Raw genomic sequence first — 26546 nt, 5'->3', positions numbered from 1 at the left:
TCTGTTTTTCTATGTTATTTGGGAAATAGAAAAGTTTGGGACATAAAAAAGGCCAGCTTTGATAGCTGACCTCTTCGATAAAACTCATCCACTAATCGGTGCTTAATACCCCTTCCAAGGCACCAGCTTTTTCTCCAGATAACGCATAAACAAATCAAATGCGTAAGCAATCACACCGATAATAATAATGCCTGCGATCACAACGTCTGTGACAAGGAATTCTGCGGCATTGAGCACCATAAAGCCAATCCCCGCTTCTGCTGCCACCATTTCACTCGCCACCAGCGTGGTCCAGCCAAAGCCAATACCGATACGCAGACCCGTCAGAATTTCAGGCATCGCACTTTTGATGATGACGTGATAAAGCACCTGAGCTTTGGAAGCCCCCATGGAATACGCCGCCTGAATCTGTTCACTACGCGCTGAATTCACACCCGCTCGGGCACTCAATGCGATTGGCGCGAACATCGCCAAATAAATCAACGTCACTTTACTGGTTTCATCGATGCCAAGCCAGATGATCACCAAAGGCAGGTAAGCAAGTGGAGGTAAAGGGCGGTAAAACTCAATCAAGGGATCGAAGATGCCGCGAATCCACACATTAGAGCCGATAAGAATACCAATTGGCACAGCGGTAACAACGGCGAGGATAAACGCCCCAAATACGCGACCTAAACTTGCGGCCAGATGCTCCGTGAGTGACACGCCAGAAAAACCATTGACCACCAAGTCACCAAAACGCTCTATCACTGCACTCGGAGCGGGCAAAAATAGCGGTTTTACCCAGCCCATTTCGGTGACCAGTGCCCATAGTGCGATAAAGAAAATACTCGCAATAACCGACACTAATCGAGAGTCGCCCTGCCCCGGCTCGCCATAATAGTTGCCCGGTACTAAAGTCTTCTTCTTTATTGCTTTGATAAGCGCATAAAAAGGGGGCGTTTTGTGAATCACACTATCTTGCTTGCGTTCTTCAACCGTCAATTGTTTGGTTTTGTCCTGTACGCGATCTTGTTTCATTTCCGTTTCTGCGGATGTTTTTTTAACCGCACCTGTTCCTGTAACCATAGCTGCTTGAGTCATTACGCCACCTCCGGTACTTCATCTTGGTGAATGATGGAAAGGATCTTTTCTCGCATCTCGATAAAATCAGGCATCGACTTAACGGCTCGTGCATCCCGACATTCCAAAAAGCGTTTGTTGAAGTCCAGGTCAAAGCTATGGGTAATACGCCCCGGTCTTGGCGACATCACGATGAGGCGAGATGCCATAAACAGAGCTTCTTCGACACTATGAGTGATAAAGAACATCATTTTGTTGGTGGTCTGCCACGCATCGAGAAGCAGCTCTTGTAAGGTCTCGCGGGTAAGCGCATCAAGTGCACCTAACGGCTCATCCAGTAACAGAATGCTCGGGTCGTTCGTCAGAGCTCGGGCTATCCCAACACGCTGCTGCATACCGCCAGAAAGTTGATACACCTTGTGCTGATGAAACTCTTCCAAACCAACTAATTTCAGGTATTTGGCTGCGCGTTCCAGGCGTTCTTCTTTGCTCACACCTCTAAGCTTTAAACCAAATGCTGTGTTTTCGATGACGTTAAGCCAAGGAAATAACGCATGTTTTTGAAACACCACGCCTCGGTCAGCGCTCGGGCCCACAATTTGGTCGCCAATATCACGCCCTAAGGCCACACGAGGTAAGCCTTCCACCGATGAGTTGCCCAAGGTTAAATACCCTTCTGTTGGAGTGATAAAGCCAGCCATCAAATTCAATAGCGTCGTTTTACCACAACCCGAAGCTCCGAGTGCAACGACCAGATCCCCTTGTTCTATCTCCAAATTAACCCCCGATAGAGCAAGGACGGGTTCTCCTCCCTGACGATCTTCATACACGACCGACACGTCTTCTATTTTCAGTGTTTTCTCTGTAGACATACGATACTTCCTTGTATTTGTAGATGTGATTACTGAGCTTTCGCTGCTTCGGCGTAACTTGGGTTAACAAATACGCTGTAATCTGGCATCAGTGCCGATATCTTCTTCTCTTTCAACAGAAAAGCAGACGTTGCTTCGAGCGCCTTGCTCGCACCGCCCTCTTTACCACAACCCAGCCATTGACATGACAACTGAGTATCCACATCCAGAAATTCATATAGACTCATCGCGTCAACTGCGCCTTCTGGTTCACCACCAGCCAGTTTCGCGACTGAAACCGCCATTGGGTCTTTAGCGCTGAAGGTTTCTTTTCCAGCGCGGTATTGCTGATCAACACTCGCAACTACAGTGATAAATTTCGAAACGAACTCACCGTTTTCAGCCGCAAACTGCTTGTTCGCAATCATTCCATCGAATGTCGGCTTGCCCCACGCACTAAGTTGTTTTGAGCTAATAAGCACGCTGCCGTCTTGCTTGATTTTGCCCAAAGCAGGATCCCAGATAAACGCGCCGTCAATATCACCACGCTGCCAAGCCGCCATGATCGCATTCGGTTGCATGTTGATGAGCTTGACGTCTTTCTCGCTCAATCCAAATTGTTCTAGAGCAAATAGCATGTGAAAGTGGGTAGTAGAAACAAATGGAACCGCGATACGTTTACCTTTGAGATCGGCTGGCGAGTTAATACCACTGCCGTTTTTGACTACCAAGGCTTCTGCGTCTGCGATGTTTTCCATCACCCATACCAGTTCCATCTCAACGCCATTACTTGCCGCGCTCGCAATTGGGCTGGATCCAGCAACGGTCATATCAACGGCACCAGCCGCCATAGCCGTAATTGCTTTTGCGCCAGAATCAAACTTACGCCACTTGATGTCGGAACCAGTTTCTTTTTCAACCAGCTTCTGATCAATGGCATACTTCATCGGATTGAACATTCCCTGGTAGCCGATCGTCACTTCTTTCGCTGCCCAGGTATTCATTGAACAAAGCAAAGTCCCCAGTAATACCGTTTTGCTCGCCAACTTGTTTTTCAGTGATTTATTCATCAGTGTCTTCATATCCACGTCCTTATGTGCTGTATGACATCTTCACATTACGAGTTGCTGTTGTGGTTAGGTAGTACCAGAGCATTTCTTTATTGGTCCAGTTACGCACCAATTCAGTGCGCCATCTTAGTGCATTTATTATCGGATTTAATAACGAGAAAAAGCGCCTTGGCAATCCACGAAGGATCACCAAGGCGCTGTTGATTTTTATTGGTTTTAAATAGACGTTAAACCACAGGTTCTGCGACTTTTTCGGCAATGGCCACGTCAATAACATTCACGATTTCATCGGCTTGCTCTAGGGTGAGAGTCAATGGTGGACTTAGACACAAAGTGTTGTTGAGTCGTTCAAATGATCGATTGGTACGCCCGATAAGCACACCTCGCTTCATACACTTAGCCACAATATCGGCAGCAACGGCTTCCTTGACAGGTTCTTTGCTTGTTTTGTCTTCTACCAATTCAATACCAAGAAATAACCCTTTGCCTCGCACATCACCGACCATTTCATATTTCGATTTCAAACGCTGAAGCTGCGCCATCAAATAGTCACCAACGTGAGCGGCGTTATTGATCAGGTTTTCTTCTTCAATGATTTTTAAGTTCTCTAATGCGGCGGCGGGACCAATAGTGCAGCCGCCGAAAGTACTGATGTCTCGGAAGTAGCTGTATTTATCCGAAGGATCGTCTTTGAACTGTTGGAAAACTTCCTCTGTTGTCACGGTACAAGAGATAGCAGCGTAAGCCGATGCAACCCCTTTCGCCATCGTCACGATGTCTGGCTTGATACCGTAATGTTGGTAACCGAACCATTTGCCGGTGCGACCCACACCACACACCACTTCGTCAACGTGAATCAAAATATCGTACTTTTTACAGATACGTTGGATCTCTTCGTAGTAGCCTTTCGGCGGGGTGATCACGCCACCACCCGCCGTGATCGGCTCAACGACAATCGCACCTACGGTTTCTGGCCCTTCACGTAAAATCACCTCTTCTAATTGTTGTGCTGCTTTGATGCCGTAGTCATCGACACTGCCAAACTGAGAGCGATACTCACAGCAATGTGGAAATTCAACAAAGCCTGGGGTAAACGGGCCGTACTGTGCTCTGCGTTCTTCTTGCCCGGTGGAACTCAAGCATGTGATGGTTGTGCCGTGATAGTCTCGCTCTCGGTAAAGGATCTTATGCTTTTTACCACCATACTTTTTGTGCGCAATCTGGCGTACGATTTTGTACGCTTTTTCATTCGCTTCAGAACCCGAGTTAGAAAAATAAACACGACTCATACCCGGCATTTTTTCGATGAGTTTACTGGCAAACTCCGCCATCACTGGAGATCCAGCGGAACCTGCAAAGTAGTTCAATTGCAACGCTTGGTTTTTTATCACCTCGGCAATTCGCTCGCGTCCATAGCCGACATTGACACACCACACACCACCTGAGCTCGCGTCCAAATAGCGATTGCCTTTAATATCCCAAACATACTCGTCTTTACCATGGGACATGATAAGCGGTGACTGGCTTTCAAATGCGGCATGTTGTGTTAAGTGATGCCAAACATGCGCTTTATCCCACGCTTCGACCTGTTCAACATCGCGCTGGGCTGGCTGCTGTGCCAAATGTGTTTGTCCGTAATCCATAAACGCTCTCCTTCGGTTTTCTTTCACCTTAGACAAGCTCCCTGTCTGGCATATAGATCCAGTTGCAGCTTTTTATGGGGTCAACACACATTGCAGTAACGATTAAGTAAAAGGGAAGTTGGTACGGTTGATGCTTAGCGATTGTTAGTAGAATAAAACAGCACCGTTATAGGCGAGTTATGAAAAGTGAATATTTGATGCACATACAATTCTCTCCAGAGAGAAGCTTGCAAGAACAAATTAGGGAACACTTACTCGACGCAATGCGTAATGGCGTCTTTGAAGATAAAGCGTTACCTTCGTGCCGCAAGCTGGCATCAATGCTCAGAGTTTCTCGAAATACCGTTGTTCTCGTCTATGACAAACTGGTTGATGAAGGGTATTTGAAGTCGCAGGAGCGCAGTGGCTACTACCCAAATACAGAAGCATTACACGAAGATTTAAATATCGACGACACATCAACATCGCGTGATGAAGTCATTCTTGGTGCAAAACCTGCCCATTTTTGGACCAACCGAATTAAGAAAGATCTGCGTAATCAACGCAATATATCCAAGGCCAAAAACTGGCAAGATTACCCTTATCCGTTTTTGTTCGGACAACCTGACCACTCGATATTCCCTCTAAACCATTGGCGCGAATGCTGCCGCTTATCACAGCGTTCCGGTGTAGTAAAAGACTGGATATCAGACTCAATCGACAGTGATGACCCGGCACTTATCAAACAGCTACAAAATAACGTGCTCACCAAACGCGGTATAAAAGCCCATCAGGAAGAAATTCTTATCACGATAGGTACACAAAATTCGTTGTATCTATTGGCAGAGCTGTTGGCAAATCAAGGAACGGCCATTGGTATTGAAGAGCCGGGCTACCCAGACGTGCGTAATATTTTTGCTTCTCGTGGCGCGCATATCGTACCTATTGGCATAGATTGCCAAGGGATTGAAATCAGCGACGAGTTAAAGCAGTGTGACTATGTCTACGTCACCCCGAGCCATCAAGTGCCCACCAATGTCACCATGTCGATGCAAAGGCGACAAGCACTGCTGGATGCCGCTGAAAAATATGACTTTGTGATCATAGAAGATGATTATGAGAGTGAAGTCAATGTGCTAAGTCAGGCGAGCCCATCACTCAAAAGTTTGGATACGCATGGCCGAGTCATTTACATCGGTAGCTTATCCAAATCACTATCCCCGGGGCTGAGATTAGGCTATATGGTCACTGAAAGACCTTTGATTCAAGCAACACGTTCACTTCGACGCTTGATGTTCCGCCATCCACCAGCGAACAACCAACGCACCTGTGCACTGTTTATTTCGCTTGGTCATTACGACGCCTACCTGCGTAAGCTGAAAAATTGCTACCAAGAACGCTGGACTGAAATGCGCACTTCAATAGAAAAGCACCTGCCGCAATGTGTGACCACAGAAACGATGGGGGGCAGCTCATTCTGGCTAAAATTGCCTCGACCTATCGACTGTGAAGCTTTCGCCAAAAAAGCTCAAGATGCCGGAGTGTTGGTAGAACCTGGAACCATTCACTTCGCCCGCTTTCATCTAGATAGCCGTCGATACATAAGACTCGGCTTCTCCGCGATAGACAAAGGCAAGATAGACGCCGGAATCCAAAAACTCGCCTCACTATTGTAAATCCGCCCGAAAGCAAGAGTTTTACCGAACCAATAACCATACATTACGAACTTAACTCGTGATGGATTTTTTATTATTTTTCATAACCTTACCTGTACCCATAAATAACCTCAACTGGTACTAAGGAATCCTTCCTAATCCAAGTAAATTAATGTTAAGCATTACGGTTGGTTGATTAGAAAGGAAGGTCGCCGTGTCAGAATTTATCATTATTTCTACATTGATTGTTGCAGGTTTCATCAGAGGCTATACCGGCTTCGGTTTCTCAGCCTTGGTTATCCTAGTCCTTTCTTCTATGTACCCTGTTGCCGAAATGGTGCCTGCGGTACTGCTATTAGACTTGCTAGTTTGCTTGCCTTTGGTCGCTTCCGCGTGGAACAAAACCGATTTCAAAACACTGACCCCACTGCTATGGGCTACGGGTCTTGGTGTACCTTTTGGTTACCTACTCTTGCTCTACCTGCCAGATAATCAGCTTAAAGTGATCGTTCCGGGCGCGATACTTGCGCTTGCCGCACTCAGTCACAGCAAGCATGCCCTGACATTACAGCTATCACGGTCACCGTTGTTGTGTGGGTTTATGTCAGGCTGGACAACCAGTGCTGTGTCCGCAGGGGGCGCACCCGTTGTGATTTACATGCGCTATAGCAAGATGCCCATTGACGTGCAGCGCAATAGCTTAATCAGCTACTTCTTTCTTACTACCTGTTTTGTTGTCAGCAGTAGCTATGTGATGACCAAAAAGTGGTACTTCATGCCCGATCACCCATTAGGTTATGCACTAATTGCAATGACGGCATTAATGGCAGGAAAACTGGCTTTTAAATACAAGAACTTAAACATCATTCATCAAGCGGCATTCTATCTGATGTTAATACTATCAGCTCTGGCGCTGCTCCGAGCAATTTGGATGCTCTAACGGAAAAAGGACATTTGCTATGAATCTACCTACTGTGTTTATCACTGGCGCAACATCGGGCTTTGGCCAAGCGGCAGCAAGATGTTTTGGTCACGAAGGCTACCAATTGGTGTTAACTGGCAGGCGTAAAGAACGTTTGAACGCGCTCGCGGATGAATTATCTCAAGACTGTGACATCCATATTGCGACAATAGATGTACGAGACGCTGAAGATGTGAAAGCGGTGATTGAACAATTACCAGAACAATTCAAGAACATCGAAATTTTGATTAACAACGCTGGCCTGGCATTAGGAGCAAGCCCCGCAAATGAAGCGTCACTCGATGATTGGCACACCATGATCGATACCAATGTCACAGGCCTGGTTAACGTCACGCACACACTGTTGCCAATCCTGCTAGAGCAACCAAAAGCGACCATTATCAATTTAGCCAGTATTGCCTCCAACTGGTGTTATCCAGGAGCACACGTCTACGGTGCCAGCAAAGCATTTGTGGCTCAATTTTCACGTAATTTACGTTCGGATTTCGCAGGCACGGGGCTTCGTATCACCAGTTTAGAGCCGGGCTTATCTGAAAGTGAGTTCAGTTTAGTGCGCTTTAATGGGGATCAGGACAAGTACAATCAAATATACGATGGCACTAACCCACTGCAGCCAGAAGACATCGCTGACATCATGCTGTGGATAGCAGAGCAACCAAGCCACATCAACATTAACAGCTTAGAAGTGATGCCAACTAGCCAAGCTTGGGACAACTTCAAAATTGTGAAGGCACCGAGTATTAAAGCCTGCTGAAGAATGAGGAAAAACGAAACGCTCTAAATAACAACCGCCTACTCAAGTAGGTGGTTGAGATCGTAAACCCAAACTACCATCTCCCCGAACCACTCATCCATTCCCTTCTCTTTAGAGTACAAGTTGTCAGGAAGTCGACGTTAATCGCTATCGTTTTCAGTTTGTTGTACAGGGTCTGTTGACCTTTCGAGCTGATTTTTGCAGCAGTGTGTGGGTTCTTTATACAAGGCAGAGGCTTTGAAATGTAGTTACCCTACCTGATAAGCCGATAACACAGTAGAAAGGGCCCACAAACGCTGCCCGAAGGGTTCGAGCTGGGCGCCCCCGCTAAAAGCGTTTTACTCTTTGTTGAGAGGTGTTTTGCTTAGAATGACTAAGCTACAAACAACTAGCCGTCCGCCTCTCGCCTCGATTAAAACGCTTTTATCTCGAACAAAAATTAACCACGAAAGATAAACAGACCCTAATCTTATAGGTATACAACCGCCGAAAGAAACGGCTCAAGTTGTTGGATTACAGGGAGAGAAAATGGGGAATCCGCTTGTCACACTTAAAAGTGCCAACAAAAGCTTTGTTGATGGCAACGAGAACCACCGTGTGCTGGAAGATGTCGACTTCGCTCTGGCAAACGGCGCAAGCGTGGCACTAACAGGGGCAAGTGGTAGCGGTAAAAGTACCCTACTCAATATCATTGCGGGTTTCGAACCTCTATCAAGTGGCGAACTATGGTTAGATGGAGAAAACACCACCGCTTGGAAAGACCCACAATGGAGCCATTTTCGACATCAAAAGCTTGGCGTCATCTTTCAACAATTCAACCTGTTAACGCCACTAAACGTTAAACAAAACATTGCCTTTCCACTAAATTTGAACCAGCTAAATTGGAACGAATGGTGTGACTATTTAGTGGAGACTCTGGCTATTAGTGATTTACTAAACAGACATGTCTCTACCCTTTCTGGTGGTCAGCAACAACGTGTCGCCATAGCCAGATCCTTAGCCCACAAACCCAAACTTTTACTCGCTGACGAACCTACTGGTAACCTTGACCAAAAAGCCGGTTTAGAGGTCATGAAGCTGCTGAGTGACATTACCACGCAAGGTAAAACCGCAGTGATATTGGTGACGCATAGCACTGAATGTGCCGAATTCATGCAAACTCAACTGCGCTTGAAAAACGGTCACCTTGTCCGTAAGCAGGACAACCTCCGAGCCGCGCTATGAAAAAATCCAGGTTTGCGCACACCAAACTCGCACTTTACCTGTTTACCGCTCATTATCGGCAAGCACCGCTGCAAGCCGCAGCAATTCTAATTGGCATCGTACTCGCCGTTACGTTATTTGTCGCCGTGCAAGCCATCAATCTCAATGCCAAGCGCAGCTACGCAGAATCTACAGAGCAGCTGAGTACTCAAGCACAAAACCTGATTATCCCACCAGCTGGTCAACACTATTTGCCCGAATCGCTCTACTTTTCACTTAGGCAAAAGGGGTTAAGCGCCTCACTGCCGGTGATTGAAGGTCGGGTCAGGGATGAACAAGGTCGTCGGTGGTCAGTGCAGGGAAGTGATGTTATTGCGGCGATCACCTCTGGAACACGCTATGCCTCAGATTCTAGTAACGAACAAGATATTTCCCTGTTTGACAATGCACTCCCCCTGACTCAGCTCTTGGCTGGTGAACCGATTGTGATGATGAGTCAATCCCAACATCACAATCTAGGTGGCGCAGATTTCATGATTCTGGATGAGGTCAAAACGAAAGTCGTTGTTCTGTCGGATGACTGGCAACTGGGAAGCCGGATGTTGATGGATATTGGCTTCACTCAGCAGTTACTCAATAAACCCGGACAACTGAGCTATATCGCGGTTTTCAATAGTGAAGGCAATAATCTCGAAAAATGGCAAAGCTTAGTCGGAAAACAAGGACAATGGGTCGCCAACACACAAAGCACCGATCTTGGCTCACTAACGGACAGCTTCCACCTTAATCTTACTGCGATGAGTTTGTTGGCGTTTTTAGTCGGCCTGTTTATCGCGTATAACGGGGTGAAGTACAGCTTACTCAAACGTAATCGCCTGTTAGTACAAATTCAGCAAGCTGGCATCGCACCGATAAATGTGTTCTCTGCGCTATTAGTTGAATTGATGATTTTGGTGGCGTTCGGCGCGTCACTTGGCTTTGTCCTCGGTATGCAATTAAGTCATTGGTTACATCCAACGGTTGCCCTTACGCTAGAACAACTCTACGGCGCTACTTTACTTCCCGGCACGTGGCAATGGCAATGGTGGGCACAGGCGCTGTTGCTGACGTTAGCGGCGGCTTTGCTCGCTTGTTGGCATCACTTTAAACAGCGAGTCCATCAGCCGCTTTCTTCTCATGGTGGTTTTTATCAAGCACCAGAAACATCCAACCAGAATCAACTGTTCCTTATCGGCTTGGTGCTCACCACGCTATCTCTGACAGGTTTATGGTTAAGTGACCATCATCGACTGACCATGGCATGGCTTGGTGTGTTAGTGGTTTCAATTCCTTTATATCTACCTAAAACGCTCAGCGTATTAGCGTATTGGAGCGAGCAGCGAACCACACCTGGCTTGGTGCAATATCTGTTTGCTGAACTGCGTGAGCTGGTTTCTCCACTTTCTCTTGCGATGATGGCGCTGCTTCTTGCCGTGACCGCCAATATCGGTATGAACAATTTGGTCGGAAGCTTTGAATCCACCTTAAAGCAATGGCTCGAACAAAGGCTACATGCGGATATTTACATCAGTCCATCGCAAGGTGAAATGGCGAATGTTGAGCATGCTCTGGAACACTTCGACAACGTAGAAAAGGTCTATAAACAGTATTATGTCGATGCGAACTTGCAGGGCTTACCTATCCGACTTGGCACCAAAGACAAAGACACTTTAGAACAAACCATGGTATTTAAGTCCCGTGTTGATGAGTTCTGGCCGCGCTTTTATCAAGGAGAGGTCGTTGCGATCAGTGAACCTACCGCAGTGAAACTTGGCTTATCGCTTGGTAGTGACCTGAAGCTCGATGCGCTGCAAGACAAGACGCTAATAGTCGGAGCCATTTTCTACGACTACGGTGCACCCAATGGTGAAGTATTACTTGCCCCTCAATTGTGGCAAGAGCGCGGTTTTACAGACTTGCCGATTAGCCTTGGGATCAAAATCTCTGGCGACAAAAAATCCATGTATGACCAATTACAACAACAGTTGGCTCTGAATCCGAGTCAGCTCTACGATCAGGCTCACGTCAAATCAGTCGCGTTAGATATCTTTTCACAAACCTTTGCCATCACACGCACACTAAATGGCGTCACCTTAATGGTGGCTGTGATCGGTTTGTTCAGCGCTTGCTTTATGTTACTCGATGCGCGCAAAGCCGCCATTGCAAGGTTGTATGCGCTTGGCGTGAGTCGTCGAAAATTGATGGCGATGGTGGTTGGGCAAATCGTCGCTTTGGTCAGCTTTACGTTGGTTGTTGCCATACCACTTGGCGCAATGGTCGGCTATATACTGACTGACGTAGTAACCTTACGCGCTTTCGGCTGGAGCCTGAACTACCTATGGAGCTGGAGTGATGCACTCAGTATCTCCGTCATTACCATTTTAGTCGCGGTGATGGCTACCCTGCTCCCAATGTGGCGCTTGGTGAGCAAACCTGTGGTATCCAGCTTACAAAGTGAGGTACTGTGATGAATCAAATCATAAAACATGTCGCACTAGTACTTGGTTGTTTATCTCTTATCGGCTGTGAAGAATCCAAGCAACAAAATGTAGGGATGCTATTAGGAGGAAGTGAAGTACCAGCGGAGGCCGAGCCGTTCACTCCCGTGATGAAAGGTGTTGAGATCACCTTCCCTGCCGATCATCAAGCGCACCTCGATTTTCGTCATGAATGGTGGTATTTAACGGCAAACTTAACCGATGAAAAGGGCAACCCTCTCGGTGTGCAATGGACACAATTTCGCTTCGCTGCGGTACCACAGAAAGACAAACCAGAAGAAACAAAGGCCGTATGGCAAAGCCATCAAATTTACATGGCGCACAGTGCCGTCACCACCAAAGACAAACATTACGCCGATGAAAAATGGTCACGGGATCACAGCGAGCTTGCCGGAGTGGACACCTCACCATTTCGTGTTTATCTGGATGACTGGCAGTGGATCTCATCCACCGATGAGTTGTTTCCCGCTGCGCTCAATACCAACTCCAAGCAATTTGCTTACTCACTCAAACTAACCAGCAATGCACCCTATCAAAAGCAAGGCGAGCAAGGATACAGCACCAAAAGTGCCGATGGTCAGGCCGCTTCGCATTACTACAGTCAGCCGTTTATTGATGTAGAGGGAGAAGTCACCATCGATGGCGAAACTCATCAGGTCTCAGGTAAAGGTTGGATCGACAGAGAGTGGAGCTCACAGTACTTACACGAGTCACAGCAAGGTTGGGATTGGTTTGCGCTAAGGCTGGGTGAGGAAACAAGCCTGATGGTGTTCCAACTTCGCGATGCAAAAACCGGAAAATCCAGTTACTCGCACGCTAAGTTGATGAACCAAGATGGCAGCGGAACCGCGATTCAACAAAACGAGCTCCGCTTAAAAGCTTCCGGAAAAACGACTATTCAAGGTCGTGACTATCCAACTGAGTGGCAGCTTTCGATCCCCAGTCAGCAAATTGAAATCACGATTATTGCACTCAATCCTAACGCACAAATGCCCCTGTCGGTAACCTATTGGGAAGGCCCTGTGACCATCGACGGGTCTCATTCAGGCACCGGCTATATGGAGCTGACAGGGTATTGAGCACTTTATTGTGTGCTTCGCTTACCAGTGTGAGGCTTAACCTATTGTTGAACAACAATATCTTTATTGAAAACAACCGACCGCGACGCATTTATCCAATAGCAGCCTTGAAAGCTTGCCTTGTTACGATACGCTTTGAGCAAATCAAACAAGGATGAACCAATAATGCGCGTCGATTATCAAAAACGACTCGTTCCTGTTATTCGCTATCTGGAACAGCACTTTAACGAACCACTCAATCTACTCGAAGTGGCGGCGTTAGCGAACTTATCCCCCTATCACTTTCATCGTACTTTCAAAGCCGTGCAGGGCGAGACCTTAGCCGATTTCATCCGACGTTTAAGACTAGAAGCCGCAGCGGATGACCTGTTCAAATCCAAACAACCGGTGCTCAACATTGCTTTAGAGTACAGTTTTTCTAGCTCACAAAGCTTAGCCAAAGCGTTCAAACAACATTATGGGGTGACGCCAACGGCCTTTCGCGATTGTGAAAACTACCAACAGTTTTCTGAATTGGCGCGAAACAGCAAGATTGGACACACATTGCGCAAGAACGGAAACGAAGAAAATCCCAGCGATTCATATACTGGCTCTGAACTCACAACATGGAGCATTATTATGGAAACGCAACACTTTGACGCAACCAAACTGGCGTACATTCGCGTGAATGGTCCTTACGGCAAAGGCTATGAAGAGCCAGCAGGTCATCTATACCGATGGGCTGGCATGAAAGGTCTGGCGGGCAACACCTGCATCTTTATTTACCACGACAACCCAGAAATCACGCCGAACGAGAAATGTCGAACTGACATCTGTTTGATGGTGCCTGAAGACACCGAAGTTCCAAGTGGCATTGAGCTGCAAGACTTTCCTGGTGGTCAATACGCAGTCATGCGTCAACGCATCACCGAAAACGGCCAATACTCAAAAGCATGGGATGATTTGATGAGTAAAGTGATTGAGTCTGGCATTGAAAGCGATGATCGTCCTTGCTTCGAGCTTTACCATAGCTTTGACCCACAAACTCACCATGCAGATGTTAGTTTCTGCACTGCCATCAAATAGCCGAAAAGCCTGCGATTATGCAGGCTTTTTTATCTGATTAAGCATTCCAACTCAATTAAATCGCTTCACCATTCACGGTTACTGCAACGTCGATATTACCGCGTACCGCATTTGAGTAAGGGCAAACCTGATGTGAAGTACGAGTCAGTTCAAGCGCTTGCTCTTGTGGTAAATCCAGCTCAACCGCCAGACTGACGGTAAGAGCAAAACCGCCGTTGCCGTTCTGACCAATGCCCACTTCTGCGGTTACTGGCGCATGTTTGAGATTCACTTTAGCTTCACGCGCTACGTGTAAAATCGCGTTAGAAAAACACGCCGAGTAACCCGCAGCAAACAGTTGCTCTGGGTTTGTTGCTGCACCTGTGCCACCCATTTCTTTCGGGTATGCTAAGTCGAGCGACAATAGACCATCGTCAGTTTTCACTTGGCCATTACGACCAGCAAGAGCAGTTGCTTGAGTTTTGTATAACGTCGTCATACGAATATCCCCTTTCAATTTAAGTTGTGTACAATTTAATTGCCTACAATCTTATATCGAAACAAACTTCACTTGCAACTATATTGTGCACAATTTATTTTTATAACCTCCATAGTGAACAGATAGGCCAAGCCCATGAGTCAGTGCTACACAGAAAACCCGTTGAACGACGATGAGAAAATTTTGCTGGAAAATCAAGTGTGTTTCCCGCTCTATAGTGCAGCTAACGCCGTCATTCGCGCTTATCGTCCTCTACTGGATGAACTGGAACTTACCTACTCTCAGTATCTGGTCATGATGGTTCTTTGGGAAAAAGACGGCGCAAGTGTCAAAGAATTAGGCTCACGTCTTCACTTGGACTCAGGCACACTGACGCCTCTGTTGAAACGACTAGAAGCAAAAGGGTTCGTTACTAGGGCGAGAAGCGAAAGCGATGAGCGTGTGAGAGTTTTGAACCTGACCAGCGAAGGAAAACATTTAAAAACACGCGCTAAATCCGTTCCTAATGCCATAGCCTGCAAAATAACATTAGAACTGGATGAACTGATTACTTTAAAGAATTTGTGCAACAAGCTGTTGGATACACTTTCGTAATTTACATTTATTCAACATTATAATAACAATAAATAAACCTAAAACTATTGGCTTGTGAAGCTTCTATCCAGGCGCAACATGGTCATCGCAGAGTGAAAAACAAAAACCTATTAATAGTCAGTACAAATTAGGCGTAATAGGTTTTTTCTATTTAGGAAAATAGGAATCAGCTATCAATAAGATAGTTAAAAGCAATTTTATTTAACCTAACTCAGATGCGAATATACTTTCCGACAGCAAGATTTGCTAATCCAAAATAACCGAAAGGAAAGTAAAGTAATGATCAATACTAAAATCAAACCATTTACAGCTACAGCGTTTAAAGAAGGCGAATTCGTACAAGTAACAGAACAAGATGTTCTAGGTAAGTGGGCGGTATTCTTCTTCTACCCAGCTGACTTTACGTTCGTTTGTCCGACCGAGCTAGGTGACTTAGCAGACCACTACGCAGAGCTACAAAGCCGTGGCGTTGAAGTTTACTCAGTATCAACTGACACTCACTTCACTCACAAAGCATGGCACGACAGCTCTGAGACTATCGGCAAAATCAACTACTACATGCTTGGCGACCAAACTGGCAACATCACAAACAACTTCGGCGTGATGCGTGAAGGTCAAGGTCTTGCAGACCGTGCAACGTTCCTAATCGACCCAGAAGGTACTATCCAGGCAATGGAAATCACTGCAGAAGGCATCGGCCGTGACGCAGAAGACCTACTACGCAAAGTGAAAGCGGCTCAGTACGTAGCTGCACACCCAGGCGAAGTTTGCCCAGCTAAATGGAAAGAAGGCGAAGAAACGCTAGCACCTTCTCTAGACCTAGTAGGCAAAATCTAATTCTAGATTAGCCAACGCTGGTTCAATCTAAGAACCAAAACCTAATTAAAGAGAGCAATCCGGGTTAGATACCTTGACGACCTTCTTCCCGGTTTGCTCTCTCCTCATGTTTTTATCCAGAGTAACCACTCTTCTGTTTATTAAAAGGTAATAACAACTATGTTAGACCAAGCGATCCAACAACAACTCAAACAATATCTGGCTAATGTAAAAGAAGACGTACGTCTAGTGGTTAGCCTAGATGAAAGCAAAGCGGCAAATGATATTTTGTCTCTCGCTAATCAAATCGCAGAAATGAGCGAGCATATTTCTGTTGTTCGTGACGACGCAGCCAGTGACCGTAAACCAGTAATGGCGGTAACCAACCCGACTAAAGGAACAGCACTTAGCTTTGCTGGCCTGCCTATGGGCCATGAATTTACGTCACTAGTCCTTGCTCTGCTTCACTCTGGCGGTCACCCAATCAAGCTAGAGCCAGAAGTGATTGAACAAATCGCTGCGCTAGATAAAGAACTGGATGTAGAAATCTTTATTTCTCTGTCTTGCCAGAACTGTCCTGATGTTGTTCAGGCGTTTAACATGATGGCAGCGATTAACCCGAAAGTGAAAGCAACCATGATCGACGGTGCTTTGTTCCAAGACGAAGTGAAACAGCGCGATATCATGGCAGTACCAAGTGTATTCGTTAACGGTGAGCTGTTCGGCCAAGGCCGCATGTCACTTACAGAAATTCTGAACAAAGTCGACGACAGCGCAAGCGAGAAAGCAGCAAAAGCGCTGGATGAAAAAGAACCTTACGACGTTCTTGTTGTAGGTGGCGGCCCAGGTGGTAGTGCAGCAGCGCTTTACGCAGCACGTAAAGGCATCCGCACTGGTGTTGTGGCTAAACGTTTTGGTGGTCAGGTTATGGACACAATGGCGATCGAAAACTTTGTTTCGGTGAAACGCACTGAAGGTCCTAAGCTGGCTGCCGATCTTGGCGAGCATTTGAAAGAGTACGACGTTGACGTTGTGACAGAGCAACAAGCTAAAAAGCTAATGGGCGCAGCACATACTGAAGATGGTCTTATCCACATTCAGCTAGAAAGTGGCGCAACGCTTAAGAGTCAAAGTGTTATTTTGAGCCCAGGTGCTCGCTGGCGTGAAATGAATGTTCCTGGTGAGCAAGAGTACCGCAATAAAGGCGTTGCATACTGCCCACACTGTGATGGACCGCTATTCAAAGGTAAAAAGACGGCTGTTATCGGTGGCGGTAACTCTGGTATCGAAGCGGCAATCGACCTTGCAGGTATTGTGGAACATGTAACGGTTCTTGAATTTGCTGATGTTTTACGTGCTGACCAAGTTCTGATCAACAAAGCGAACTCGCTACCAAACGTCGACATCATTACCATGGCACAAACAACGGAAGTTGTAGGTGACGGCAAGCGCGTGACTGGCCTGAAATACAAAGACCGCAACACAGATGAAATCAAAGAACTTGAGCTATCGGGTATCTTCGTTCAAATCGGTCTTGTTCCTAACACAGAGTGGCTGAAAGATTCAGATGTGAACTTGTCTCCACGCGGTGAAATTGAAGTAGGCAGTCACGGTGAAACCAGCCTGGAAGGTGTATTTGCTGCGGGTGACGCAACAACGGTTCCTTACAAACAGATCATCATTGCGATGGGTGAAGGTGCAAAAGCAAGCTTAGGCGCGTTTGACTACCTGATTCGTAAGCAAGGTTAATCTCCAGAACTTCTGGAACAATAAAAAGAAAAGAAGCCCAAAGACTTTGCCAGCAGACCTCTATCTGCTGGCTTTTTTATGCCTAAAGAAATAGTAAGTACTTACATCATAAAATAATCAGATTCTTCAAAATATCTAAAATCGTCATGCTGCCTTCACGTTACCTCTGTCTGAAAAACACGACTCGTTGAAAATATTTGCGACTCTAACGTGCCTCGCCTGCAAAAATCCCAAAAAGATATTCAAACTCAAACCGAATAAAATCCTTGCACTATACTGACTTAGACAGTCAGTAGCATATGGAAATTAATCTATGAAAATCAAAACAGTTGCAGCAATGATAGGGGCTGCATTACCTGTGACGGCTCTAGCGGCAGACAAGCCAAACATTGTGGTCATTTTTGGTGATGATATTGGTTGGCAAAACGTCAGTGCGTATGGCATGGGTACGATGGGATACAAAACACCAAACATCGACAGTATTGCCAACGAAGGCATCATGTTTACCGATCACTACGCCCAGCCGAGTTCTACGGCGGGTCGAGCGGCATTTATTACCGGTCAATACCCAATTCGTTCGGGGATGACTACCGTACAGTTTCCCGGTGGTGAATTAGGCCTCAAAAAAGAGTCCCCTTCTTTAGCCGAAGTTTTAAAACAAGCGGGTTACGCGACAGGACAGTTTGGTAAGAACCACCTTGGTGACCATAATTTTGCCTTGCCAACCGTCCACGGCTTTGATGAATTCTTTGGCAATTTGTATCACTTAAATACTCAAGAAGAACACGAACAAAGGGACTACCAAAATTTTGCTAAAGAATACTCTGGCTCGGTTGAAGAGTATGCGAAAAAATTTGGAACTCGTGGCGTCCTTCATTGCTATGCAACTGAGAAAGAAGACAAAACCGTTGAACCTAGATTCGGAGAGATCGGCAAACAAAAATGCACAGATACTGGCCCTCTAGGTAATGAACGGATGAAGAATTTTGACCGCGAGGAAATGCTCCCGGCGGCGGTCAACTTTATCGATAAATCCATTAAAGACGACAAACCGTTCTTTACTTGGATCAACACCAGTCGCATGCACTTGTATACACGCTTAGATGACAAGTGGCGCTACGCAGCCGAGAAGTACACCAGTGAATATGACTATTATGGCAGCGGCATGTTGCAACACGATGCCGATATTGGTTATTTACTGGCCGAGTTAGACAAAAGGGGCTTAACCGAGAACACCATTATTATCTACTCAACAGATAACGGCCCAGAACACTCATCGTGGCCTCACGGCGGTACAACACCATTCCGCGGTGAAAAAATGACCACCTATGAAGGTGGGGTAAGAGTACCGACAATGGTTAAATGGCCTGCAGCGATTCCTGCGGGGCAAGTTTTGAACGGTATTCAAGGACACCAGGATCTGTTTACTACGTTAGCGTCGGCCGCTGGGGTTAAAGATGTGCACGAAAAGATGATCAAAGAGAAGAAACAGTATATCGACGGTGTTGATAACTTAGCGTATTGGAAAGGAGAATCGAATCACTCTGCTCGTAAATCCATTTTTTACTACTTCGAAGGTCAGCTGTCAGCTGTGCGTGTCGGGCCTTGGAAGTTCCACTTCGCCGTTGCAGAACATTACTACGACAACCTAGTCACACTGAACAAACCTAAAGTGTACAACTTACGCGCCGATCCATTCGAAAGCTATGATTCAATCGATGCAAACGGTCACTTAGCTCAGAAAATCTCATGGCTGCTTGCGCCTGTGAGTGAGATGGTACAAGAGCATGTGAAGAGCCTCGTTGAATACCCTCCAACGCAAGGTGGCTCGACGTTTGATATGACGAAAACGATCGAGGATGCGATGAGTTCAACGCAGCAATAACATTCTCTGAATATCAATGCAAAGGGCGAACTATTTCCTGTTCGCCCTTTTTTATTACCAAATTAACCTGTACACCAACGAATATGTGGCAGATAGAAACAGTTTCGCCAACCCTTCAAAAGGATTGGCGAAACGTTTAGAGCTAAATTAGTTAGTAAGTACTTACAGCATAGCTTGACGGCTTGGCAAGAAGACTTCACCCAACATACAGCGAACAGAACCACCACCGATAGATTCGATTGTCGTCACATCAAACGGTAGTAATTTACCGTGCGTCGCTAACTGGTTTCTTTGTGCTGGTGAAAACGCATCGTATGCCGATTGAGACATCGCAATCACTTTGTCACCATTCACGGTTTCCAGTTGAAGGATGTTGCCGCAGAACTGATTCATCTGCTCAATCGAAATCGAGATCACTTGCTTGTCTTTCGCCAGTGATTTCAGCACAAAGCGACGCTCGAACTCAGGGATTACTTCGTCACAGATAACACAGAACTGTTCACCTACTGCCATCATTACATTGGTATGGTAAATCGGTGAGCCAGAAGGCAAACGTGTTTGGAAAGAAATCACGCGATCGTAGCCAATACGATTTGCATAATCTTCCAGAACTAAGCGATCACAGCGCTGAGAAAGTGCCGCATAAACTGTCTTGTTAAAATGATCAAAAATCATCACACCAGTACTTTCCAGATACGCCTGATCGTTAACGTATTCGGTTAAGCTAGCTTGCTGTGATACCTCTCGTCCCGCTTTCGCTAACGCGGCGACAAGAGCGTCTGGACGAACTTCTTTCTGACGGTTTTCACACGCCATCGGGAACGTATATAAGGTCCCATCACACGTTGTACTGAACCAGTTATTCGGGAATACCGCATCTGGCGTCGCAACATCTGACAGAGGATAATCAAACTCCACCACCTGAACGCCTTCCTGGCGCAAGGTTGCTACCATCGCAGCAAATTCAGCCATGGTTTTTTGAGAAACTTCTTTCTGGCTGAGTGACACCTGATTCTGAAACTCGTTGTCTCTCGCAGTTTCTTCGTTAAAGCGAAATTCTTTAGGTGGCACCATCACTACGCAGTTTGCGGTATGGCGCAGAGCACTTTGTGTGCTTTCTTCGTTCCCATTTGCAAATTGGGGTACTGATTCGTGTAATAGCATCCGATACATTCCTTCTCACTAGAATGAGGAGATTGTAAATACATTGTTAAGTAAGGTTTTACTGTTTTCACGATTATTTCATCCTCCCAAAAGGAAAATTTACTGCCAAACCACATAAACTCAGAAAAAATAATTGCCACCTTACAGGCTTAATTTTTTGTGTTACACGGGTTACAAATCGAAAAAATCAGTGTTACGAACTCAAATTATAGCCAATTACACAGAGTTAGCTTAAAGATATGCAAGATTCATTATCAAAATTGCTTTAAACATCAGAAATCACAAACAGACAGTGCAAAATAAAAAACCTTAAAATGTGAATATAAATTCAGCAAATAAAATGGCGAAACAAGATATTTTCAAAGAAAAGACCGATCACCACAAATTGAAGATATGGAGACAGGAATGATGCCAAAAGAGCCAAAGGCAGCTGTGGTTTTCTTATTATCTAGAGTAAGGATAATCATAGAGAGCGTATAGATTCTCGGATATGAAACAACATGACACGATAAAGGCCGTACTATTCTGCTACTATCTTGGCTCATTGCGTATCCACAGCGATGAACACCTTACAGAGTGTCTGACTGGATCATTTATCAAGCTACGTTTTGATAACCAGCTATACTCAACAGACGGCTGGTTCTACCCAAACCACGATAAGTGGTCGCAGGTGATTAAACTGATAATAAGGTAATTGGCTTATGTGTAAATGTGGTTCAATGCAGATCGTACAACTTAAACCGAGTTGGACTGACAAGCTATTTGGCTACTCAGAAAGATGGAAATGCCAACTTTGTTGTAAGATCTACCGCATCTAAAAATACAAAAATGACACTTAGATTTTCTAAGAAAAAGCAGTGACCCGACAATGATTGTCGGGTTTTATTTTTCTATCTCTCTAATAAATCTTCAAATCATTTCCACATCCTAGAACCAAGTCCTCCCCGCTGAATCTAGCATCTCGAGGTTATTTAGGTATAAAATCACGCCACTTAATTCACTGCTAATTTCTTACATAACTGGTCACTATGAACAAAAGTTTGTTAACGAATGTCCTCGCAATCATATTGATGGGTGCTGGCCATCAACTTCAAAACAACTATCTTTGGTATGCAGGTTTATTTGCCTTTTCTGGAGCTATCACCAACTGGTTAGCCATCCATATGCTGTTTGAAAAAGTACCCGGGTTATACGGTTCTGGTGTTATTCCGGCACGATTTGAAGAATTCAAACTCGCCATCAAGAACCTGATGATGGAGCAGTTCTTTACTGAAGCTAATATTGACCGATTCTTGAATAAAGAGATGGCGGGCGGTGCGAGCATCAACCTGCAACCTGTGATTAATAAGGTGGATTTCAATCCTGCTTTTGATTCTTTGGTGGAGGTGATCGAAGGCTCTCAGTTTGGTGGAATGCTGGCGATGTTTGGCGGTTCAGAAGCGCTTCAGCCAATGAAACAACCCTTTGTAGAGAAGATGCAAGAATCCTTAGTTGAGCTAAGCCAAAGCGACTCAGTAAAAGAGGCGCTGAAAGAACAGTTTGAATCACCTGCGATGATGGATGAAATAAAACAAAACATCGAAAGCATTATCGATCAGCGCCTCAGTGAACTGACACCAGCTTTAGTGAAAGAGATGGTACAGAAAATGATTAAAGAACACTTGGGCTGGCTTGTTGTTTGGGGTGGTGTTTTTGGCGGCGTAATTGGTGTGATTACGACCTTCATCAGCTTCTGATCAGCTAATATTCTGAGCACAATTGACAAAGGAGCCAAATGGCTCCTTTTTTGATTGCATCAGATTAAGCTTAACCCAGCAGCTCAGGGTTCACACCAAATCCGGTTTTATGTTCTTCTATGACCACTTCACTGCGTGTCTGAATCACTCCCGGCAGAGTACCAAGCTTGCTCGACATAAATTCCTGATACGCTTTCATGCTTTTGACGCGAACTTTAATCATGGTATCGAAATCCCCGGAGAGCGAATAACACTCCTCGATTTCAGGCATCAACTCAACCGCCTTGGCAAATTTCTCAAATATCGAGAAGCTGGTTTGATCTAGACGAATGTGAATGAACACTTGCACGTCCAGACCCAATTTTTCTGCATTCAGCTCCGCATGATAGCCATTGATATAGCCTTCTTTTTCTAGTCTTTTAACCCGATCAGAGCAAGGCGACGTCGTTAGATTTATCTGCTTTGCTAGTTCAACAACTGGAATTCGGCCTCGTGAATGAAGCACTCTCAAAATATGCAGGTCAATCCTGTCCAATTGATAACTCATCAACCACACCCTAGTCATATCATATGGAGGCTCACCATAATCGTTAGTAAGGCATTTGCAAACTGGCAAATGACTAACGTGTGAAACCAGCTTTGTTTTTGTATTGGATACGCATAAAAAGCAGACGCCAATGCCCACCAGCCCAACGTCATTGATACCAATCACGGTGAATCTCTCATTTTAGCTCAGGTTAACTAAAAAGTAGCGTAGGGGAAAAAGCCGAAGAAAAAGCCTGAAGATGGATGAGAGACATTATGGTTCATACTTGGGAGAGCAAAACGGATTGCGCACGATTTGTCGATGCATAAAACAAAGGAACATGGCTTTGAAACACACGTATTGAGCCAGATTCAAAGAAACAACAGAGAGATAGAGGCTGCAACTTATTTAAACCGTTTGAGCGAGCCAAGAGCTCTACATCACCGTTTAACAAAGTCACAAAACTCTAGCACCTAAATGTACTCGCTATTACTGTTCGACTCGCATTTAGGGTCAGCGCACTTTAACGAAAAACCATCGACTCAACTACATAATTGCAGACGTTTGTCTTGTCGGATGTGACACCACTTCGCCAATCGCGCGGTGATTACAACGACGACAAAAATACTGAGGTTCCATCTCATAATAATGTTCACCCGAAACGAACTTCGCCATCAACTGTGTAAAGCTCAGAACTTTGCCAGTCAAGGTTTCAACTGGCTGCGACTCACAACGTCTCATGATGACCTTATGTTGAGTCGACTTTCTACAAGCTGAGCAATAAATATCCGGCATTTCTTTTTCTCCCAATTTTTTCTGTGCTACTGATAATTGACATATTTTGTTCAAAATAATTCCACTTTAAAAAATACCCTTTTGAGTTTTGTGTCCTACCTCCAAAAAACAGGGTAATGTATTTATAAAATTGAGACATTGCTCAGATGTCAATTTTTGTTGTTATTTTGTGAAATTTAATGCCAATTACTGTCAGAACTTGATGAAACACACATAACCAATTGTTGAATATCACTATTTTTAAAACCATTCCTAAAGCTAACTGTTAGAAATCTCCCGATTAACGCTACTTTAAGTGGAAAATTCACGCGGTTAACTACATATTTAGTACTAACTTTCACTTTTTATTCAATGATATAGAGCCTTTATGCTGCGTCCTAAATTACTATCAAGATGTCAGCGAATGCCCTAGAAAAGGAAAAATACGGTTGCCGTTTGAGGAGGAGTTCTCAAAACATAAAAGGAAGGAAGAGTAAAAGTACGGTGAGAATGTCTGGGTGTACATTTGCAAAATTCAGGCAAAAATAAAGCCCGCTTTGAAGCGAGCTTTATTGGTTTTATCTGTGACTAGAAATTAGTCCAAATCAATCAATTTCTGTTTGTATGACTTGTGTTGCTCCAATACGTCGTGCGCAGCACCACCAGTCATTTTACTTACTACAAAGATAGCCAGTGTAGAGAAGATGATTCCCGGTACGATTTCGTAAACATCGAACCAACCGCCTGATAGCTGTTTCCATAGAACGATAGTCACACCACCAACCAGAATACCTGCAAGCGCGCCGTTACGGTTCATACCGCTCCAGTAAAGGCTAAGTACTACTGCAGGGCCAAATGCGGCACCAAAGCCTGCCCAAGCGTAAGATACAAGTCCTAGTACTGAGCTGTCTGGTGTCATTGCCAAGAACAGAGCAAGCAGAGAAATCACGATCACGCCAACACGGCCAACCATTACGATTTCTTCTGAAGATGCGCCTGGTTTAAATACTTGCTTGTAGAAATCCTCTGCTAGTGCTGAAGAAGAAACGAGAAGCTGAGAGTCTGCTGTACTCATTACCGCTGCAAGAATCGCTGCAAGCAGGATACCTGCGATAACTGGGTGGAATACCGTGTTAACCAGTAGCATGAAGATTTTCTCTCCATCTTCTAGTTGAACACCAGAGTGATCGCCAACCCATACAAGGCCAACAAGACCTACAAGCATTGCACCCGCCATTGAAAGCGCTGTCCAACCAACTGCGATACGGCGTGCAGTCGTCAAATCTTTGTTTGAACGAGTCGCTTTAAAACGCGCCAGGATGTGAGGCTGACCGAAGTAACCCAGACCCCAAGCTGCCAGAGAGATGATCGCGATAGCCGATAGTGGCTCACCTTTCACATCACGCCAAAGCGTCAGTAGTTCAGGGTTGATGTTATGCATATCTGATGAAAGCTGGCCTAACCCACCGTCCATCACTGCAACAGGCACGATCATCAGTGCTGCAGCCATTAGCAGGCCTTGCACCAAGTCTGTCCAAGATACCGCCAGGAAGCCACCGAATAGTGTGTAAGAAACCACACACACCGTGCCAATAATAACCGCATAGGTGTAATCTAGACCAAATACTGTTTCAAACAGTTTGCCCCCTGCTACCAAGCCAGAGCTGGTGTAGAAAAGGAAAAATAGAAGAATGAAAAACGCAGAGATTGTCTGGATCAGTTTTGATTTGTCGTTGAAACGACGTGACAGGAACTCTGGCAATGTCAGCGCGTCAGTCTGGATACTGTAAGTACGTAGACGTTTTGCACTGATTAACCAGTTCGCCCATGTACCAACCAGCAGACCACCTGCTAGCCAAAATGCCTCGATACCCGCAGCATAAGCGTAACCTGGTAGACCAAGTAGCAGCCAGCCACTCATGTCTGAAGCACCTGCAGATAACGCAGCAGGCCACGGACCTAGGCTACGGCCACCTAGGAAGTAATCAGATGAGTTGGCAGTCCTCTTATACGCAATAACGCCAATGGCAACCATGATTAATAAATACGCCACAAAAGTGGACGTGATAGCAATGCTATTTTCTATCATTAGATAGTCCTCGTTATAATTATTTCCTTCCTTGTCTTCTTTGATATTTTGCCATCTCAGCAATACAGCAAAGCAAGAGACACCAACCTGAAACGGTTCTCAGGGGAGCTATTCCAGATTGGTGTCACAAGTCAGGTTAGTGAGTTTCGTTCCCCAGCTCGAGTAGAGTTGCGTTACCACCCACCGCGGTAATATTTATCGTTCGAGTACGCTCAGTAATAAAGCGTAACGACAGATGAGGATCATGAGCCAATTTCGGTGACTCTAAATCCGTTTCAGAAACTAAGCCGACGATGGCACCATCGCGCTTAGCCAGTTGAAGATTGAGCGCGTGCTCAACCTTAGAATGCCCAACATAACCCACACTACGTACATCACTCTCAAGCAACGGTGCTGAGGCGTCATACGCAACTACCTGGACTAAGTTAGATGGGAGGTTCGTCGACGATACCGCTTTTGTCACCAGTTGGTTTAGCTCGATATTGTCGCTGCAAATCACAACACTGTTACCAGCAATTAAGGCACAGGTGATCATTGCAAATGCACTGTATAACGCGTTAGTCGTATTTTCGGTGCTGTTTTCACAAATCACCAAAGCTACGCCACGACCTGCAGCATACAGCTCGTTAGTTTCACCAGTAGGCCCTACTAACTGATGAGTTTCTGCAAGAAGTGCTGACGCCTGTTGCAAATGGTATGAAACCACTTTTGCTACTGTGGCATTGTGCCCTTCTAGTGCAGATTTAAATGCCAGCGCGTGCTCGCATTTGTAATCAAAATCGGTCAGATTCCACTGTTCCCACGCAGAAAATGCATCTTTAAAATATGTGATCTGATGAACCATAATGCGACTCC

At 45.5% G+C, this 26546-nt stretch carries 23 protein-coding genes; 13 read left to right on the top strand and 10 right to left on the bottom strand.

Going from position 1 to position 26546, the window contains the following annotated elements:
* Positions 1-102: 102 nt before the first annotated feature.
* The 4 genes from DBX26_RS21320 to DBX26_RS21305 all read right to left on the bottom strand — a co-directional run bounded on the left by DBX26_RS21320 (position 103) and on the right by DBX26_RS21305 (position 4626).
* Positions 103-1083, bottom strand: a complete 981-nt coding sequence (locus DBX26_RS21320) for an ABC transporter permease subunit (RefSeq protein WP_081281042.1) — start codon at positions 1081-1083, stop codon at positions 103-105.
* The gene (locus DBX26_RS21315) at positions 1083-1934 is read right to left on the bottom strand and encodes a taurine ABC transporter ATP-binding protein (RefSeq protein ID WP_118120824.1); all 852 of its coding nucleotides are present in this window, start codon (positions 1932-1934) and stop codon (positions 1083-1085) included. The genes DBX26_RS21320 and DBX26_RS21315 overlap by 1 nt, the downstream gene beginning before the upstream one ends.
* Positions 1935-1963: 29 nt before the next feature.
* Positions 1964-2995 carry a taurine ABC transporter substrate-binding protein gene (gene tauA, locus DBX26_RS21310; protein ID WP_118120823.1) on the bottom strand — a complete coding sequence of 344 codons (1032 nt, stop codon included), beginning with the start codon at positions 2993-2995 and terminating at the stop codon, positions 1964-1966.
* Positions 2996-3210: 215 nt separating this feature from the next.
* Positions 3211-4626 (bottom strand): aspartate aminotransferase family protein, encoded by a 1416-nt coding sequence (locus tag DBX26_RS21305; protein ID WP_020335007.1) that lies wholly within the window; start codon positions 4624-4626, stop codon positions 3211-3213.
* A gap of 179 nt (positions 4627-4805) precedes the next feature.
* Here DBX26_RS21305 and DBX26_RS21300 point away from each other — a divergent pair, with 179 nt between their 5' ends.
* From DBX26_RS21300 to DBX26_RS21270, 7 genes are all read left to right on the top strand, one after another.
* Positions 4806-6281 carry a PLP-dependent aminotransferase family protein gene (locus DBX26_RS21300; protein ID WP_024372629.1) on the top strand — a complete coding sequence of 492 codons (1476 nt, stop codon included), beginning with the start codon at positions 4806-4808 and terminating at the stop codon, positions 6279-6281.
* A gap of 193 nt (positions 6282-6474) precedes the next feature.
* Positions 6475-7200 (top strand): TSUP family transporter, encoded by a 726-nt coding sequence (locus tag DBX26_RS21295; RefSeq protein WP_118120822.1) that lies wholly within the window; start codon positions 6475-6477, stop codon positions 7198-7200.
* Between the two features lie 19 nt (positions 7201-7219).
* A complete protein-coding gene (locus DBX26_RS21290) occupies positions 7220-7996 on the top strand; it encodes an SDR family NAD(P)-dependent oxidoreductase (RefSeq protein ID WP_118120821.1) in 777 nt (258 codons plus the stop codon).
* A 528-nt stretch (positions 7997-8524) separates the two neighbouring features.
* Positions 8525-9220 carry an ABC transporter ATP-binding protein gene (locus DBX26_RS21285; RefSeq protein ID WP_118120820.1) on the top strand — a complete coding sequence of 232 codons (696 nt, stop codon included), beginning with the start codon at positions 8525-8527 and terminating at the stop codon, positions 9218-9220.
* On the top strand, positions 9217-11706 hold the full coding sequence (locus DBX26_RS21280; RefSeq protein WP_118120819.1) for an FtsX-like permease family protein: 2490 nt from the start codon (positions 9217-9219) through the stop codon (positions 11704-11706). Before DBX26_RS21285 ends, DBX26_RS21280 begins: the two co-directional genes overlap by 4 nt.
* Entirely contained in the window at positions 11706-12815 is a 1110-nt protein-coding gene (locus tag DBX26_RS21275; RefSeq protein ID WP_118120818.1) for a lipocalin-like domain-containing protein, read from the top strand. Before DBX26_RS21280 ends, DBX26_RS21275 begins: the two co-directional genes overlap by 1 nt.
* A 165-nt stretch (positions 12816-12980) precedes the next feature.
* Positions 12981-13880 (top strand): GyrI-like domain-containing protein, encoded by a 900-nt coding sequence (locus DBX26_RS21270; RefSeq protein ID WP_014235090.1) that lies wholly within the window; start codon positions 12981-12983, stop codon positions 13878-13880.
* Positions 13881-13935: 55 nt separating this feature from the next.
* Here the strand turns inward: DBX26_RS21270 and DBX26_RS21265 are convergent, their stop codons facing one another.
* Positions 13936-14358, bottom strand: coding sequence for an organic hydroperoxide resistance protein (locus DBX26_RS21265; protein ID WP_014235091.1), 423 nt, complete (start codon positions 14356-14358; stop codon positions 13936-13938).
* A 135-nt stretch (positions 14359-14493) separates the two neighbouring features.
* Between DBX26_RS21265 and DBX26_RS21260 the strand changes: the two genes are divergently transcribed.
* The 4 genes from DBX26_RS21260 (at position 14494) to DBX26_RS21245 (ending at position 19402) form a co-directional block, all read left to right on the top strand.
* On the top strand, positions 14494-14952 hold the full coding sequence (locus DBX26_RS21260) for a MarR family winged helix-turn-helix transcriptional regulator (RefSeq protein WP_118120817.1): 459 nt from the start codon (positions 14494-14496) through the stop codon (positions 14950-14952).
* 279 nt (positions 14953-15231) lie between these two features.
* Positions 15232-15789: an alkyl hydroperoxide reductase subunit C gene (gene ahpC, locus DBX26_RS21255; RefSeq protein WP_014235093.1), complete on the top strand. Its 558-nt coding sequence runs from the start codon at positions 15232-15234 to the stop codon at positions 15787-15789.
* 159 nt (positions 15790-15948) lie between these two features.
* The gene (gene ahpF, locus DBX26_RS21250) at positions 15949-17517 is read left to right on the top strand and encodes an alkyl hydroperoxide reductase subunit F (RefSeq protein WP_065300601.1); all 1569 of its coding nucleotides are present in this window, start codon (positions 15949-15951) and stop codon (positions 17515-17517) included.
* Between the two features lie 313 nt (positions 17518-17830).
* The gene (locus DBX26_RS21245) at positions 17831-19402 is read left to right on the top strand and encodes an arylsulfatase (RefSeq protein ID WP_118120816.1); all 1572 of its coding nucleotides are present in this window, start codon (positions 17831-17833) and stop codon (positions 19400-19402) included.
* A 162-nt stretch (positions 19403-19564) separates the two neighbouring features.
* Here DBX26_RS21245 and DBX26_RS21240 read toward each other — a convergent pair whose 3' ends face one another.
* Positions 19565-20566, bottom strand: coding sequence for an arginine deiminase-related protein (locus tag DBX26_RS21240; RefSeq protein ID WP_014235096.1), 1002 nt, complete (start codon positions 20564-20566; stop codon positions 19565-19567).
* Positions 20567-21056: 490 nt separating this feature from the next.
* Here DBX26_RS21240 and DBX26_RS25535 point away from each other — a divergent pair, with 490 nt between their 5' ends.
* Both DBX26_RS25535 and DBX26_RS21235 read left to right on the top strand, forming a co-directional pair.
* Positions 21057-21260, top strand: coding sequence for a hypothetical protein (locus DBX26_RS25535; RefSeq protein ID WP_155760037.1), 204 nt, complete (start codon positions 21057-21059; stop codon positions 21258-21260).
* Positions 21261-21594: 334 nt separating this feature from the next.
* A complete protein-coding gene (locus tag DBX26_RS21235; RefSeq protein WP_065300603.1) occupies positions 21595-22302 on the top strand; it encodes a DUF445 domain-containing protein in 708 nt (235 codons plus the stop codon).
* Positions 22303-22372: 70 nt separating this feature from the next.
* Here the strand turns inward: DBX26_RS21235 and DBX26_RS21230 are convergent, their stop codons facing one another.
* The 4 genes from DBX26_RS21230 to DBX26_RS21215 all read right to left on the bottom strand — a co-directional run bounded on the left by DBX26_RS21230 (position 22373) and on the right by DBX26_RS21215 (position 26535).
* Positions 22373-22849 carry an Lrp/AsnC family transcriptional regulator gene (locus tag DBX26_RS21230; RefSeq protein ID WP_006740877.1) on the bottom strand — a complete coding sequence of 159 codons (477 nt, stop codon included), beginning with the start codon at positions 22847-22849 and terminating at the stop codon, positions 22373-22375.
* Between the two features lie 525 nt (positions 22850-23374).
* Positions 23375-23623 (bottom strand): hypothetical protein, encoded by a 249-nt coding sequence (locus DBX26_RS21225; protein ID WP_014235099.1) that lies wholly within the window; start codon positions 23621-23623, stop codon positions 23375-23377.
* Positions 23624-24197: 574 nt separating this feature from the next.
* Positions 24198-25691 (bottom strand): sodium/proline symporter PutP, encoded by a 1494-nt coding sequence (gene putP / locus DBX26_RS21220; protein WP_020335025.1) that lies wholly within the window; start codon positions 25689-25691, stop codon positions 24198-24200.
* Positions 25692-25827: 136 nt separating this feature from the next.
* On the bottom strand, positions 25828-26535 hold the full coding sequence (locus DBX26_RS21215; protein ID WP_065300605.1) for a 1-pyrroline-5-carboxylate dehydrogenase: 708 nt from the start codon (positions 26533-26535) through the stop codon (positions 25828-25830).
* Between the last annotated feature and the right edge of the window lie 11 nt (positions 26536-26546).

Origin of the sequence: Vibrio sp. dhg (assembly GCF_003443775.1) — a bacterium.
Lineage (GTDB): Bacteria > Pseudomonadota > Gammaproteobacteria > Enterobacterales > Vibrionaceae > Vibrio > Vibrio natriegens.
Note: the sequence above shows the minus strand (reverse complement) of the source record. Positions and strands in the feature narration are given on the sequence as shown.

Excerpts from the sequence above, each read along its gene's own strand:
- DBX26_RS21320 (WP_081281042.1), bottom strand. The coding sequence starts at position 1,083 with ATGACTCAAGCAGCTATGGTTACAGGAACAGGTGCGGTTAAAAAAACA.
- ahpF (WP_065300601.1), top strand. The coding sequence starts at position 15,949 with ATGTTAGACCAAGCGATCCAACAACAACTCAAACAATATCTGGCTAAT.
- DBX26_RS21240 (WP_014235096.1), bottom strand. The coding sequence starts at position 20,566 with ATGCTATTACACGAATCAGTACCCCAATTTGCAAATGGGAACGAAGAA.
- DBX26_RS21280 (WP_118120819.1), top strand. The coding sequence starts at position 9,217 with ATGAAAAAATCCAGGTTTGCGCACACCAAACTCGCACTTTACCTGTTT.
- DBX26_RS21305 (WP_020335007.1), bottom strand. The coding sequence starts at position 4,626 with ATGGATTACGGACAAACACATTTGGCACAGCAGCCAGCCCAGCGCGAT.
- DBX26_RS25535 (WP_155760037.1), top strand. The coding sequence starts at position 21,057 with ATGAAACAACATGACACGATAAAGGCCGTACTATTCTGCTACTATCTT.
- DBX26_RS21235 (WP_065300603.1), top strand. The coding sequence starts at position 21,595 with ATGAACAAAAGTTTGTTAACGAATGTCCTCGCAATCATATTGATGGGT.
- putP (WP_020335025.1), bottom strand. The coding sequence starts at position 25,691 with ATGATAGAAAATAGCATTGCTATCACGTCCACTTTTGTGGCGTATTTA.
- DBX26_RS21215 (WP_065300605.1), bottom strand. The coding sequence starts at position 26,535 with ATGGTTCATCAGATCACATATTTTAAAGATGCATTTTCTGCGTGGGAA.
- DBX26_RS21225 (WP_014235099.1), bottom strand. The coding sequence starts at position 23,623 with ATGCCGGATATTTATTGCTCAGCTTGTAGAAAGTCGACTCAACATAAG.
- DBX26_RS21230 (WP_006740877.1), bottom strand. The coding sequence starts at position 22,849 with ATGAGTTATCAATTGGACAGGATTGACCTGCATATTTTGAGAGTGCTT.
- DBX26_RS21270 (WP_014235090.1), top strand. The coding sequence starts at position 12,981 with ATGCGCGTCGATTATCAAAAACGACTCGTTCCTGTTATTCGCTATCTG.
- DBX26_RS21285 (WP_118120820.1), top strand. The coding sequence starts at position 8,525 with ATGGGGAATCCGCTTGTCACACTTAAAAGTGCCAACAAAAGCTTTGTT.
- DBX26_RS21245 (WP_118120816.1), top strand. The coding sequence starts at position 17,831 with ATGAAAATCAAAACAGTTGCAGCAATGATAGGGGCTGCATTACCTGTG.
- DBX26_RS21290 (WP_118120821.1), top strand. The coding sequence starts at position 7,220 with ATGAATCTACCTACTGTGTTTATCACTGGCGCAACATCGGGCTTTGGC.
- ahpC (WP_014235093.1), top strand. The coding sequence starts at position 15,232 with ATGATCAATACTAAAATCAAACCATTTACAGCTACAGCGTTTAAAGAA.
- DBX26_RS21300 (WP_024372629.1), top strand. The coding sequence starts at position 4,806 with ATGAAAAGTGAATATTTGATGCACATACAATTCTCTCCAGAGAGAAGC.
- DBX26_RS21315 (WP_118120824.1), bottom strand. The coding sequence starts at position 1,934 with ATGTCTACAGAGAAAACACTGAAAATAGAAGACGTGTCGGTCGTGTAT.
- DBX26_RS21260 (WP_118120817.1), top strand. The coding sequence starts at position 14,494 with ATGAGTCAGTGCTACACAGAAAACCCGTTGAACGACGATGAGAAAATT.
- DBX26_RS21275 (WP_118120818.1), top strand. The coding sequence starts at position 11,706 with ATGAATCAAATCATAAAACATGTCGCACTAGTACTTGGTTGTTTATCT.
- tauA (WP_118120823.1), bottom strand. The coding sequence starts at position 2,995 with ATGAAGACACTGATGAATAAATCACTGAAAAACAAGTTGGCGAGCAAA.
- DBX26_RS21265 (WP_014235091.1), bottom strand. The coding sequence starts at position 14,358 with ATGACGACGTTATACAAAACTCAAGCAACTGCTCTTGCTGGTCGTAAT.